12 protein-coding genes and 1 pseudogene are annotated in these 13,319 nt (G+C 66.3%); 4 read left to right on the top strand and 9 right to left on the bottom strand.

Going from position 1 to position 13,319, the window contains the following annotated elements; genetic code table 11:
- Positions 1-120: 120 nt before the first annotated feature.
- Positions 121-579, top strand: a complete 459-nt coding sequence (locus tag OH686_RS01500; RefSeq protein ID WP_137973073.1) for a PA2169 family four-helix-bundle protein — start codon at positions 121-123, stop codon at positions 577-579.
- A gap of 57 nt (positions 580-636) precedes the next feature.
- Here the strand turns inward: OH686_RS01500 and OH686_RS01495 are convergent, their stop codons facing one another.
- Positions 637-1,980 carry a cation:proton antiporter gene (locus tag OH686_RS01495; protein WP_289535881.1) on the bottom strand — a complete coding sequence of 448 codons (1,344 nt, stop codon included), beginning with the start codon at positions 1,978-1,980 and terminating at the stop codon, positions 637-639.
- Positions 1,981-2,261: 281 nt separating this feature from the next.
- Here OH686_RS01495 and OH686_RS01490 point away from each other — a divergent pair, with 281 nt between their 5' ends.
- Complete coding sequence (locus OH686_RS01490; protein WP_289535880.1) at positions 2,262-3,950, top strand: alpha-amylase family glycosyl hydrolase; 1,689 nt, start codon at positions 2,262-2,264, stop codon at positions 3,948-3,950.
- Here OH686_RS01490 and OH686_RS01485 read toward each other — a convergent pair.
- The 8 genes and pseudogenes from OH686_RS01485 to OH686_RS01450 all read right to left on the bottom strand — a co-directional run bounded on the left by OH686_RS01485 (position 3,922) and on the right by OH686_RS01450 (position 10,310).
- Positions 3,922-4,881: a TIGR03885 family FMN-dependent LLM class oxidoreductase gene (locus OH686_RS01485; RefSeq protein WP_289535879.1), complete on the bottom strand. Its 960-nt coding sequence runs from the start codon at positions 4,879-4,881 to the stop codon at positions 3,922-3,924. The genes OH686_RS01490 and OH686_RS01485 overlap by 29 nt on opposite strands.
- A gap of 9 nt (positions 4,882-4,890) precedes the next feature.
- Positions 4,891-5,037: a DUF2474 family protein gene (locus OH686_RS01480; RefSeq protein WP_137973217.1), complete on the bottom strand. Its 147-nt coding sequence runs from the start codon at positions 5,035-5,037 to the stop codon at positions 4,891-4,893.
- On the bottom strand, positions 5,018-6,025 hold the full coding sequence (gene cydB, locus OH686_RS01475) for a cytochrome d ubiquinol oxidase subunit II (RefSeq protein WP_289535878.1): 1,008 nt from the start codon (positions 6,023-6,025) through the stop codon (positions 5,018-5,020). Before cydB ends, OH686_RS01480 begins: the two co-directional genes overlap by 20 nt.
- Positions 5,982-7,432, bottom strand: a pseudogene (locus OH686_RS01470) (cytochrome ubiquinol oxidase subunit I); the annotation flags it as partial. The gene cydB and the pseudogene OH686_RS01470, both read right to left, overlap by 44 nt.
- 13 nt (positions 7,433-7,445) lie before the next feature.
- The gene (locus OH686_RS01465) at positions 7,446-7,949 is read right to left on the bottom strand and encodes a DUF4142 domain-containing protein (RefSeq protein WP_289535876.1); all 504 of its coding nucleotides are present in this window, start codon (positions 7,947-7,949) and stop codon (positions 7,446-7,448) included.
- A gap of 78 nt (positions 7,950-8,027) precedes the next feature.
- Positions 8,028-8,798 (bottom strand): alpha/beta hydrolase family protein, encoded by a 771-nt coding sequence (locus tag OH686_RS01460; RefSeq protein WP_289535875.1) that lies wholly within the window; start codon positions 8,796-8,798, stop codon positions 8,028-8,030.
- Positions 8,785-9,879, bottom strand: a complete 1,095-nt coding sequence (locus tag OH686_RS01455; RefSeq protein WP_354005277.1) for a DUF3182 family protein — start codon at positions 9,877-9,879, stop codon at positions 8,785-8,787. Before OH686_RS01455 ends, OH686_RS01460 begins: the two co-directional genes overlap by 14 nt.
- A gap of 2 nt (positions 9,880-9,881) precedes the next feature.
- A complete protein-coding gene (locus tag OH686_RS01450) occupies positions 9,882-10,310 on the bottom strand; it encodes a hypothetical protein (RefSeq protein ID WP_289535874.1) in 429 nt (142 codons plus the stop codon).
- 146 nt (positions 10,311-10,456) lie between these two features.
- Between OH686_RS01450 and OH686_RS01445 the strand changes: the two genes are divergently transcribed.
- Complete coding sequence (locus OH686_RS01445) at positions 10,457-10,786, top strand: DUF2513 domain-containing protein (protein WP_289535873.1); 330 nt, start codon at positions 10,457-10,459, stop codon at positions 10,784-10,786.
- A 10-nt stretch (positions 10,787-10,796) separates the two neighbouring features.
- Positions 10,797-13,238 carry a glycogen/starch/alpha-glucan phosphorylase gene (locus OH686_RS01440; RefSeq protein WP_289535872.1) on the top strand — a complete coding sequence of 814 codons (2,442 nt, stop codon included), beginning with the start codon at positions 10,797-10,799 and terminating at the stop codon, positions 13,236-13,238.
- Positions 13,239-13,319 lie beyond the last annotated feature (81 nt).

The following is a 13,319-nucleotide window of genomic DNA, read 5'->3' as shown; positions in this document are numbered from 1 at the left end:
ATCGGTTAGGTGGAACACCGATCGAAGCGGCCGAGTCGACACCATCAGGCGGCGCAGCAGCCACTGCGCCTCTGCAGTCATCCCACCAGCCGCCGGCAGTGCCGGCATAGGAAGACAATGATGAGCGATACCATCAAAGACACCATCAAGGTCCTCAACAACCTGATCGAGACCAGCAAGGACGGCGAGGCGGGCTTCCGTACCTGCGCCAAGGACGTCAAGGATCCGCAGCTGCAGTCGCTGTTCAACAACCGCTCGCGCGAATGCGCAGCCGCGGCCGGTGAACTGCAGGGCCTGGTGCTAGAACTGGGCGGCAAGCCGGAAACCGACACCAGCGTGGGTGGTGACCTGCACCGCCGCTGGGTCGACCTCAAGGCATTGATCACCGGCAAGAGCGACGAAGCCATCCTCAACGAGTGCGAGCGCGGCGAGGACGTGGCCAAGAAGCACTATGCCGAGGCCCTGGAAGAGAAGAACCTGCCGGCCAACGTGCGCGAAGTGATCCAGCGCCAATACGCCGGCGTGATCCGCAACCATGACCAGATCAAGGCCCTGCGCAGCATGGCGCGCGCCAGCTGATCCGGTTGCGTTGACCATCACTGCCCGTGGGCCCCTGGCCCACGGGCAGTTTTGTTTTCAGGGCCGCTCGAAACGCTCGTACAGATTGAGCAGCGGCTGGGTCGACAGACCGTGGAGCAGGATGCTCAGGGCCACCACGCTGAGCACCAGGTCACTGGCCTCGCTGGCGGCCAGTGGCGACAGGTCGTGGTTGAGGGCGTAGCTGAGGTAATACAGGCTGCCGATGCCGCGGATGCCGAACCAGCCGACGAACAGGCGATGGCCGAGTGGCAGCTGGTGCTCGCGGATCAGCAGGACCACCATGGCCGGGCGTACCAGGCAGAACAGCGCCAGTGCCAGCGGCAGGGCGCGCCAGTCCCAGTGGTAGACCAGCAGGGCGCCGAGCAGGGTCACCAGCAGCACTTCCAGAATGCGTTCGAGCAGCCCGCCGAAGGACAGGATATCGGCCATCAGCGCGCCAGCGGCGATCTGCGGGTGTGCCTCGGTGTCGGCGCCGAACTCCACCAGGGCGTTGGCCTGGCCTTCTTCACGTGGCTCGGGATTGCCGCTTTCCTCGGCGGGAGCCTCGGTGTGGCTGCTGGTTTCCACCTCGGCATGGCGCAGGCCCAGGCCAGCGGCGAAAGTGGCGAGAAAGCCCCAGGCACCGATGGACTCGGCGCAGGCGTAGGACAGGGCGATCAGCGCCAACGCGAGGAAGTCGTTGGCCGTCACCACCGTATCGGTATGGCGTGCGCGCAGGTAGATCACCAGGCGGCCCGTGCCGCGGCCCAGCACGTAACCGAGCAACAGCCCGGCGGGAACCGCCCACAGTATGTCGCTGAACAGCCAGCGCAGGACATCATCCAGCTGCGGTAGGGCTTGCCCTTGGGCAATCAGCAGCAGGGCGAGCATCACGAAGGGAAAGGCGGTGCCGTCATTGAGCCCGGCCTCGCCGGAGATGGCGTAGCGCAGGCGGTCGACATCGCCCGCGCGGCTGACCTGCACCAGGCTGGCCAGCACCGGGTCGGTGGGCGAGAGGATGGCCGACACCAGCAGCGCCAGGCCCCAGTCCAGGCCGAGAGCGAAGTGCCCGACCAGGGTCAGGCCGAGGATGGTGCCAACCAGCACCGGCCCAGCCAGCAGCCAGGCCGCGTGCCATTCGGGCGATCGTAGCGGCAGGCGCAGCTTGAGCCCGCCGATGAACAGCGAGACCAGCACCGCCGCCTCGGCCAGGTGTTCCAGCCAGCCACTGATATGGCCGAGATCCTGTTGCCAGAGTTCGAGGCCGAGCGGCCCGATGACCAGGCCGAAGACCAGATACAGCACCGATGAAGATACCGGTAGCAGGCGCAGGTAGGCGGACGTCAGCGCCAGGATCAACAGCAGGGTGCCCAGCACCATCAGCCACAGGCTGAAGCTCATGGCGTTCTCCGCTGGCGCGGTGCAGGGCAGGACGAAGGATGCATCGAGAGGCCGCCTCGTGGGTCACTCCATTGAGACGGTGCGGCAGGCTGCGGGGTTCAAGGCTTTCATGGTTGTCAGCCTCGACTGGGCACGTCATCGGCTGCAGCCGGAGATCCGTCCGAGCATCCCGATCTCTGCCACAGGCATTGGGACACGCGATCCCGCCCCGCGGCAATTGCCTGAACTTGTGCCGCCGCGTTCGGCTCCATCTAGCAGGGTTCTGGCTGGCGGAGTGGCGGATGGAAGCGAACGATGTGTGGTACGACAGCGCGGTGTCCTATCAACTGGATGTCGCCACCTTCCATGATTCCAATGGCGATGGCATCGGCGATTTTCCCGGCCTCACCGCGCGCATGGACTACCTGCGCCAGCTGGGCATCAACAGCCTGCTGCTGATGCCGTTCCATCCGTCATCGGAGCGCGACGACGGCTATGACGTGATCGACCACTACGGCATCGACCCGCACCTGGGCAGCTTCGGCGACTTCAGTGCCTTCATGGACGAGGCGCGGGTTCGCGGCATTCGGGTGATCCTCGATCTGGTGGTCAACCACACCTCCGACCAGCATCCCTGGTTCCAGGCCTCGCGCCACCCCGGCTCGCCGTTCCGCGACTATTACGTGTGGGTGGATGAGCCGGACGACGCGCACATCGACCAGGTGATGTTTCCCGACCGCTACGACAGTGTCTGGACCTACGACGAGCAGGCCGGCGCCTACTACTTCCACCGCTTCCACGATTTCGAGCCGTCGCTGAACCACGGCAACCCCGAGGTGCGCCAGGAGGTCATGCGCATCCTCAGCTTCTGGCTGGCCATGGGCGTGGATGGCTTCCGGGTGGATGCGGCGCCCTACCTGATCCTGCCCAAGGGCCCGGCACAACATTTCAGTGACCCGCACGAATACCTGCGCCAGCTGCGCCGCCACGCCAGCCGTTATGGCCACGGGGCGATGCTGGTGGGCGAGGCCAATGTGCCTGCGGAACAACTGGGGCAGTTCTTCGGCAATGGCGACGGGCTGAACCAGCTGTTCAACTTCATCGGTGCCGAACGCATCTTCCTGGCCCTGGCCCGCGAAGACGGCACGCCGATTCGTGAGCTTGAGGCGCTGCTGCCACCGTTGCCGCCCAGTGCCCAGTGGATGAACTTTCTCCGTCACCATGACGAGTTGAACCTGGCCTGGCTGGATGAAGCGACGCGCGAGGAGCTGCTCGACGCGATCGCCCCGCACCCACACATGCGCATCTACGGGCGTGGCACGCGCCGGCGCCTGGCACCGCTGCTGGGCGACCCGCAGCGGGTGCGCCTGGCGCTGAGCCTGCTGTTCAGCCGCAGCGGTGCGCCGCTGCTGTATTACGGCGACGAGCTGGGCATGGGCGACAACCTGGAGCTGCCGGATCGCTTTCCGGTGCGCACGCCGATGCAGTGGTCGGCGCAGACCAACGGCGGGTTCTCCAGCGCCGATCCGCAGCGCCTGATCCGGCCGATGATCGCCGACGGCGAATACGGTTTTGCGCGGATCAATGTCACCGAGCAGTGGCTGGATCCGCAGTCGCAGCTCAATTCCACCCGTGCGCTGATCGAGACGCGCCGTTCCTGCCCCGAGTTCGGCCTGGGGCGTCACGAATTCATCGAGTGCGATGGTGGCGCGGCCGTGCTGGCCGAGAGCTATTTCCTCGATCACGGCCGGGTGGTCTGTGTGCACAACCTGTCCCGCAGCGCCTGCACGGTGCGCATACGCCACCCGGAGCTGGCCGACCGCGACTGCTACGAGCTGATCTCGCGCCAGGTGGCGCGGGCCGACGCCATCGGGGCGCTGGAGCTGCAGCTGGCGCCCTACGGTTATACCTGGTGGCGGGTCGGCTCGATCTTCTCGCCGGCCGAGAACGGCGCCACGGTGGCTAGCGCAATTGCGGAAGCACCGAGCTAGCGAAAGCCTCGATGAAACGCTGCTGGTGGCGGTTGACGTTGTGCAGGTAGATGCGCTCGAAGCCCTGTTCCACATCGGCCTGCAGCCAGGCGGCGTGCTGCGCCAGATCGCTGCCGATGCGCACCTGGTCGAGCAGATCTTTGGGCCTCACCGAGCTGGCCGCCGCCTCGAACTCCTCGACGCTCTTCAGATCCTGGGTGAGCTGGCCGGGCAGCACGTTGGTGCGCCACTGCTGATGGGCCCCGGCGAGGGCCTCGGCTTCGCTCTCGGCATAGGACAGCTTGGCCTGCAGCAGCAAGGGCTTGCCGGCGCCACCGCCTTCACGGAAGGCATCGATGATGCGTTGCTGCCGCTCCGGCGTGCCGCTGACCGTGATCATGCCGTCCGCCCAGCTGCCGGCCCAGCGCGCGGTCTGTTCCGACAGCACCGCCGCGTACAGCGCCGGCGGACGTGAAGGCAGGCTGTACAGCCGCGCCCGTTCCACCTTGATCAAGCCATCGCGCGACACTTCCTCGCCGGCCCACAGGGCACGGATGATCGCCACCGCCTCGGCCAGACGGGCATTGCGTTCCGCCTTGGGCGGCCAGGGCTCGCCGGTGATCGACTCGTTGATCGCCTCGCCGCTGCCCACCGCCAGCCAGAAGCGCCCCGGATACATCTGCGCCAGGGTCGCGGTGGCCTGGGCGATCAGCGCCGGGTGGTAGCGGAAGCATGGCGTGTTGACCACGCCAAGGTCGAAGGCGGTGCCCTGCAACGCGGCGCCCAGCCAGGACCAGGCGAAGCCGCTTTCGCCCTGGCTTTCGCTCCAGGGATGGAAGTGGTCCGAACACATGCCGGCGGCGAAGCCGGCGCGCTCGGCCTGCTGCATGAGCTGCAGCAGCTCGCCGGGCGGGAACTGTTCGTGGGAGGCGTGATAACCGATCACTGGCATGGGCGTACCTCAACTTGGAGTGGTCAGGCCCGCGGCGCTCATCAGCAGGCGCAGCAGCCATGCCAGCAGCGCCAGGCTCAGCACGCTGCCGGTCCACAGCGCCACCAGCCAGGCCAGGCGGCGCCACAACGAGGGTTCAGTGGTAGCCCTGGTCATGGGTCACTTTGCCGCGGAACACGTAGTAGCTCCACGCCGTGTAGCCGAGGATGAAGGGGATGATCAGCAGCGCGCCGACCAGGGCGAAGCCCTGGCTCTGCGGCGGCGCCGCGGCGTCCCAGAAGGTGATCGCCGGCGGCACGATGTGCGGCCACAGGCTGATACCCAGGCCGGCGTAGCCGAGGAAGATCAGCACCAGAGTCAGCACGAACGGCTTGGCGTTGTCGTAGTTGGCTACAGAGCGCAGCAGCTGCTGGAAGGTCAGCAACGCCAGCAGCGGCACCGGCAGGAACCAGAACAGATTGGGCAGGCTGAACCAGCGGTCGGCGATGGCCTGGTGGGCCAGCGGCGTCCACAGGCTGACGATGCCGATCACCACCAGCAGCACCAGGGCCAGGGGGCGCGCCAGGTCGTGCATGCGCTCCTGTAGCGGGCCTTCGGTACGCATGATCAGCCAGGTGCAGCCGAGCAGGCAGTAGGCGACTATCAGGCCAAGGCCGCAGAAGATCGGGAAGGGCGCCAGCCAGTCCAGCGAACCGCCGGCGAACTGCCCGTCACGCACCGGCAGGCCCTCGATGAAGGCGCCAAGCACCACACCCTGGGAAAAGGTGGCGACCAGCGAACCGCCGATGAAGGCCTTGTCCCACACATGGCGCCAGTGCTCGGAGGCTTTGAAGCGGAACTCGAAGGCCACGCCGCGGAAGACCAGGCCGATCAGCATGAAGATCAACGGCAGATACACGGCCGAGAGGACCACCGAGTAGGCCAGCGGGAAGGCGGCGAACAGACCGGCGCCACCGAGCACCAACCAGGTTTCGTTGCCGTCCCAGATCGGCGCCACCGTGTTCATCATCACGTCGCGGTCACCGCGGTCGCGGAAGAACGGGTAGAGCATGCCGATGCCCAGGTCGAAGCCATCCATCACCACGTACATCATCACGCTGAAGGCGATGATCAGGGCCCAGATCAGCGACAGTTCGATGCCCATGGCTCAGCCCTCGTCCACTTTTTCTTCCGGCGCCGACAGCGGCCGTGCCGGGGTGCGCGGCCGGCCGGCGCCGCCGTCGTTGGTCTCGCGGCCCTCGTGTGGAATCGGGCCCTTGCGCACCAGGCGCAGCACATAAACCAGGCCGATGCCGAAGACGAAGAAGTACACCACCACGAAGGTCACCAGGCTGATGCTCATCTGCGTGGCACTGTGCAGCGACACCGCGTCACTGGTGCGCATCAGGCCGTAGATCACCCAGGGCTGGCGGCCGATCTCGGTGGTGAACCAGCCGGCGAGGATCGCGATGAGGCCGCTGGGGCCCATGGCCAGCACCAGGCGCAGGAAGGCGCGGGACTGGTACAGGCGATCACGCCAGCGCAGCCACAGGCTCCACAGGCCGGTGAGGATCATCAGCAGGCCGAGGCCGACCATGATGCGGAAGGTCCAGAACACCATGGTGGCGTTGGGCCGATCTTCTGGTGGGAAGCCCTTCAGCGCCGGGATCGGCTCGGTCAGGCTGTGCTTGAGGATCAGGCTGCCGAGCACCGGGATCTCCACGGCGAAGCGGGTCTCCTCGCGCTGCATGTCCGGCCAGCCGAACAGGATCAGCGGGGTAGGGCCCGGCTCGTCGTTACTCCAGTGACCCTCGATGGCGGCGATCTTCGCCGGCTGGTGCTGAAGGGTGTTGAGACCATGGGCATCGCCGATCAGCGCCTGCAGCGGCGCCACCAGCAGGGCCATCCACATGGCCATGGAGAGCATCTTGCGCACCCCGGGGTTATCGTTGCCGCGCAGCAGGTGCCAGGCCGCCGAGGCGCCGACGAAGAAGGCCGTGGCGAGGAAGGCGGCCACCGCCATGTGGGTCAGCCGGTAGGGGAAGGACGGGTTGAAGATCACCGCCAGCCAGTCCACCGGGATCACCCGGCCATCGATGATCTCGTAGCCCTGGGGCGTGTGCATCCAGCTGTTGGAGGCGAGGATCCAGAAGGTCGAGATCAGCGTGCCGATGGCCACCATCAGCGTGGCGAAGAAGTGCAGGCGCGGGCCGACGCGGTTCCAGCCGAACAGCATGACGCCGAGGAAGCCGGCCTCGAGGAAGAAGGCGGTGAGCACCTCGTAGGTCAGCAGCGGCCCGGTGACGCTGCCGGCGAAGGTGGAGAAACGGCTCCAGTTGGTGCCGAACTGATAGGCCATGACCAGCCCGGAGACCACGCCCATGCCGAAGTTGACGGCGAAGATCTTCAGCCAGAAGTGGTAGAGGTCGCGATAGACCTCTTTCTCGGTCTTCAGCCAGAGCGCCTCGAGCACGGTCAGATAGCTGGCCAGGCCGATGGTGATGGCCGGGAACAGGATGTGAAAGGAGATGGTGAAGGCGAACTGGATGCGCGCCAGGTCCAAGGCTTCCATGTCGATCTCGCAGTCAGGACAGCGGGTGGGCGCGGGTCAGCATGCGCGCCGTCTGCAGGTGGTGCTTGAGCACCGGCAGCTTGGCCCGGGCGAAGGCTTGCAGCTCGGCGTCGCCCTGTTCGGCGGCCTGGTTGAACAGGGCGATGCAGTTTTCGTAGTGGCGCGCCTGCAGGTCTGCATAGCGGGCGTCGAAGTTGTCGCCGCGCAGTTGCTGCAGCTGCGGCTCGCTGCGCTTCAGCAGCTCGGCGTCGGCCGGCAGGTTGACCTGGCGGGTACGGGCGAAGGTCTGCAGGTCGGCATTCTCGCGCGGGTGGTGGTCGATGACCTGCTGGGCGAAGTCCTTCACATCCGCCGACTGGCTCTGGCGCAGGGCCAGCTGAGCCGCCTCGGTCTCGGCGATGCGGGCGACCACGGCTTGCTCGACGAAAGCCTGGGTATCGACCGTGGGCGCCGCCAGCAGCGGTGTGGTGAGCAGCAGCAGCCATAGGCCGGCGCTGCGCAGGATGTTTCTGGCCATGGCGAGCCTCCGAAGCCGTTGCGGAATCTAGGTGTGTGACGAGGGCAGCGGGGCAGGGTTCAAGTTTTTCTCCCTGGCTCAGGAGTAGACCGACAGGTGATGCGGGTAATTGCCCACCCGTGCGCCCATGACCATCTCGCTGATCCAGCTGGTGAGGATCGAGGTATAGGCGCGCTGGTCGCTGTCGTTGCTCAGCGAATGATCGGCGCCATCGACGATGCGGTGGGTCAGCGAGTGCGCCTTGATGAAGGCGGCGCGGTAGCTCATCAGCGTGGTGTGCGGCACGAAGTCGTCGTGCTCCGACTCCACCAGCAGTACGTCGCCCTCGAACTCGGAGCAGGCGGACAGCGCGCGGTTGCCCTGGGGCGGCACGAAGGTGCGCCGGTAGTCGGCCAGGCGCTCGCGATCCATCTGCTGCTTGGGCGCGTCCCATTCCTCGTCCCAGTACAGCGCCGGCACGCGCAGGGCCAGCCATTTGACCGGGCGCAGGGTGGTGAGAATGGCCGACAGGTAGCCGCCGTAGCTGGTGCCGATCACCGCGATGGCCTGGGTGTCGGTGGAGGGGTGATTGGCCAGGCGGTCGTAGGCCGCCACTATGTCGGCCAGGTTCTGCTCGCGGGTCACGCTCTGCTTGCGCGACTGGGTGCGCTCGTGACCGCGCAGGTCGAAGGTCAGGCACACGCAGCCCAGACCGGCGATGCCCTTGGCCCGTGCCAGGTCGCGCTGCTGGCTGCCGCCCCAACCGTGGACGAAGAGAATCCCGGGGACCTTGGTCTTCGGCGAGACCATGGTCCCGGCTATCGTTTCGTTGTCCACGTCGATTTCCACTGCCTCGCTACGAGATGACATGAGGTTCCACCTTGACGTATTTGCTCAATCTGCCGACTTCCGGCTCCTCACCGCTGTAGAGCTGCTGAGCATCGTCCGGCGGCTCGCTCTCGCCGTAGCACTCGAAGGTCGAGGCGCGCACGCTGCGCAGCTCCGGATCGGCGGCGAAGGCCTCCAGGGCGAAGATCTCCGCCGCGCTGGCGCCACCGATGCGCCAAGACTGTTCCAGTACGCCTGAGCGGGGCTTGCCCAGGCTGTCGATGCCCTGGGCCACGTCGTAGTTGCGCCGCGAGGCGGACAGGCCGAAGGCAGCGAAGGCGGCATGTTCGTAGACATGCGCCTGGGACACCGCCAGGCGGATCGCCTCGGGCATGTCCAGGCGCATCAGTTCGGCGTAGTCGCCGCGCACTATAGTCAGGTCCGAGCCGCCGTAGACCTCCACACCGGTATTGTCGCGGGTCAGGCGCTGGCTGCCGTAGTAGCTGGCGGTGATGCCGGCGACCAGCACCTGGCCGACGCTGAAGGTCACCACGTCGCTGAGGTTCTCCTCCAGCACAAGGCCCCAGGTGGCGACTTCGGCGGCGTCCTGCTCGGCCAGCAGCTCGGCCAGGCGCTGGCGGTCGTGGATCACCTCCTGGCCGCGCCCGGCCTTGCCCAGTACCGGTTTGAGACGCACCGTACCGTGCTCCAGCAGCTGTTCGCCGGCGCGCTGGGCATCCGCCAGGTCGAATACGGTGCGCCCGCCGAGAATCGAGTTGGCCACCTGCTTGGAAAACTCGTGGGACCAGCCCTGAGGCACATGGCTAGGCTGCTCCGGCAGCGGATGGCTGATGGCCTTGGTGGCCATGAACGGCTGCGCCACCATGCCACCGAAGAAGTCTGCAACGCCTTGGATGCCCAGCTCCTGGCAATGCCCGGTGCCGATCAGCGTATCGCTGGGGATTAGATAGTAATTGCCGCTCGCGTGCTCCGTGGCATCACGGTCGCCGAGAAAAAACGTGCCGAGCAGGGCGGCGATCTTGCGCCCCAGCACCTGGTGCACGGCGTGCTCGTGCTGGCTGACGCCCGACTCGCTGGGTAACAGCAGGACTCCGTCCTTCACGCTCAGCGATCCTGCCATGCGCCACCGCCTCGCTCGCAATCCTTCCTGGCCTGGCTGCGATCTTCCAGGCCGTAGTAGTAGGTCACCACCTTGGCGTCATCCGGCACGTTGAGCTCATTGGGCGGCGGGTTGCTGCTGCTCGAGCGGTGATTGGCCAGGGTTTCCTGGGTGATGGCCGCGGTACAGCTGGCCTTGTGGTCGTCCGCGCACTCGGCGACCTTCTCCTTCTTGGTGCCTAGGGTCTCCTGGCTCTCGTTGCTGCACGACCAGTTGATCGTGCCCTCGGGCATGCCCTGGAACTCGTAGCAGCTCTCGGTCTCCACCGCCTCCACGCCCGGGCTGGCGGAGCGGCTGAGGATGTGGCAACCCTCGGCCATGGCCAGCGAGCCGAACAGGCTGCCGACCAGCAACACAGCGGTCTTGGCGATCATCTGCTACCTCCGGGTGATTCGTGGAACCTATGCTTCTGAACCGGCCAACGACACGGGAGTTCAGTCTTTCTCCCTGCAAGAAAGGTGGAACTAAGCGGGCCCGTGCAAACCCTTATCTGGAGTAATCCTGAGGAGGGAACGCCGTCATGAAGAGAGATTGGGAGCTGATCAAGGCGCTGATGCTGGAGATCGAGAGCCGCGAACAGGGCCGCTACTTCGTGCCCGAGGCCTTCGCCGGGCACGATCTGGAGTCGGTCAAATACCACCTGCACCTGCTCGACCAGGCCGGTCTGGTCGAATGTGAGCTGGACGAGCCGTGGGACGGCGTGCCGGTGCTGATCGGGCGCAACCTGACGCTGCTCGGCCACGACCTGCTGGATACCCTGCGCGACGAGGAAGTAGCGCGCCCAAGCCCTGCACCGTTGCTGGCGCACATCACTGGCGCGGCGCGAGAAACGCTGCGGCGCATCGCCTGAGGAGGTCGCCATGGCAGGGGAAGCGGAGGTTCTCGAGTTCAAGCAGAACATCCTCGCCAAGCTCAAGTACGCGGTGGGCAAGGACCCGGGCAATGCCTTCGACCACGACTGGTTCGAGGCCATCGCCTTGGCCGCTCGCGACCATGTGATCGATCGCTGGGAAGAAGCCTCGGCCCAGCTCGACCGCCGCGGGCAGAAGCGCATCTACTACCTGTCGCTGGAATTCCTCATCGGCCGCCTGCTGATCGACAATCTGAGCAACCTGGGCCTGCTTGACGTCGCGCGCCAGGCCCTGGCCGAACTCAACGTGGATCTGGAGCGCATCCGCCAGGTCGAGCCCGACGCGGCGCTCGGCAATGGCGGCCTCGGTCGCCTGGCCGCCTGTTTCATGGAGAGCCTGGCCACCCTTGGCCTGGCCGCCCACGGCTACGGCATCCGCTACGAGCACGGTCTGTTCCGCCAGGTGGTCGCCGATGGCTGGCAACTGGAGCAGACCGAGACCTGGCTGGACTTCGGCAACCCCTGGGAATTCGAACGGCCGGAAGTCAGCTACAGCATCGGCTTCGGCGGCAGCGTGCACAGCCTGGCGGAGGAGGGCGAGCTGCCGCGCCACGTCTGGCAGCCCACCGAGACCATCCGCGCCATCGCCTACGACACGCCGGTGATCGGCTGGCGCCGCACCGCGGTGAACACCCTGCGCCTGTGGCGTGCGCGCGCCGAGGAAGACCTGCAGCTGGACCGCTTCAACGCCGGTGACCATATCGGCGCGGTGGTGGATGTGGTGCGCGCCGAGAGCATCTCGCGGGTGCTGTACCCGGCCGACAGCACCGAGGCGGGCCAGGAGCTGCGCCTGCGCCAGGAGTTCTTCTTCGTCTCCGCCTCGCTGCAGGACCTGCTGCAGCGCCATGTGCGCGAGCACGGCGACGTGCGACGGTTGCCGGAGCGGGCGGCGATCCAGCTCAACGATACCCACCCGGCCATTGCGGTGGCCGAGCTGATGCGCCTGCTGGTGGATGTGCACCAGCTCAGCTGGTACGACGCCTGGCAGCTGACGGTGGCGACGCTGTCCTACACCAACCACACCCTGCTGCCCGAGGCGCTGGAGTCCTGGCCGGTATCGCTGATGGAGCGCCTGCTGCCGCGGCACATGCAGATCATCTACCTGATCAACTCCTATCACATCGACTCGCTGCGGGCCCAGGACATTCACGACTTCGCCCTGTTGCGCTCGGTGTCGCTGATCGAGGAGGACCACGGCCGGCGGGTGCGCATGGGCAACCTGGCGTTCCTCGGCGCGCACAGCGTCAACGGCGTATCCGCGTTGCACACCGAGCTGATGCGCAAGACGGTGTTCCGCGACCTGCACGGCCTGTACCCGACGCGGATCAACAACAAGACCAATGGCGTGACCTTCCGCCGCTGGCTGTTCCAGGTGAATCCGCAACTGACCGAACTGCTGGTGGATACCCTCGGCCCCGAGGTGCTGGATGCGCCGGAGTCCGTGCTGCGTGGCCTGGAAAAGCACGCCGACAAGAAACCCATGCACAAGCGCTTCGCCGCCCTGCGCCAGCAGAACAAGGCGGCCCTGGCCGCACTGGTGCACGAGCGCCTGGGCGTGACCCTGGACACCAGCGCGCTGTTCGACGTGCAGGTCAAGCGCATCCACGAGTACAAGCGCCAGCTGCTCAACCTGATCCACACCGTGGCGCTGTACCAGGCCATCCGCAACGACCCGACCACCGACTGGGTGCCGCGGGTGAAGATCTTCGCCGGCAAGGCGGCGGCCAGCTATCACCAGGCCAAGCTGACCATCAAGCTGGCCAATGACATCAGTCGCACTGTCAACGACGACCCCACGGTGCGCGGCCTGCTCAAGGTGGTGTTCATCCCCAACTACAACGTCAGCCTGGCCGAGACCATCATCCCGGCGGCGGACCTGTCCGAGCAGATCTCCACCGCCGGGCTGGAAGCCTCTGGCACCAGCAACATGAAGTTCGCCCTCAACGGCGCGCTGACCATCGGCACCCTGGACGGCGCCAACGTCGAGATGAGCGAGCAGGTCGGCAACGACAACCTGTTCATCTTCGGCATGACCGCGCAACAGGTGGAACTGCGCAAGCAGACCGGCGAGCTGAACATGGCCAGCGTCATCGCCGGCTCCGAACGCCTGAGCGCGGCGCTGGAGGCGATCCGCTCCGGCGTGTTCTCGCCGGACGACCCGACGCGCTACGTGAGCCTTGTGGATGCGCTGGTATACGACGACCGCTTCATGGTCTGCGCCGACTTCGACGACTACTGGGCCACCCAGCGCCGGGTCGACGAACTCTGGCAAGACCCGTCCCGCTGGTGGCGCGCGGCGGTGCTCAATACGGCGCGGATGGGCTGGTTCTCTTCGGACCGCACCATTCGCGAGTACGCCAAGGACATTTGGGGCGCGCCGCCGGTGGGGTGACGGGCTCCAAGCTTGTTTGAATCAAGCTGCTGCTAAGAGCTGACTCTGGCCGTGCGGATAAAGCCTGGGTAGAGATCATTG

Origin of the sequence: Pseudomonas sp. SO81 (genome assembly GCF_030374125.1) — a bacterium.
Lineage (GTDB): Bacteria > Pseudomonadota > Gammaproteobacteria > Pseudomonadales > Pseudomonadaceae > Aquipseudomonas.
Note: the sequence above shows the minus strand (reverse complement) of the source record. Positions and strands in the feature narration are given on the sequence as shown.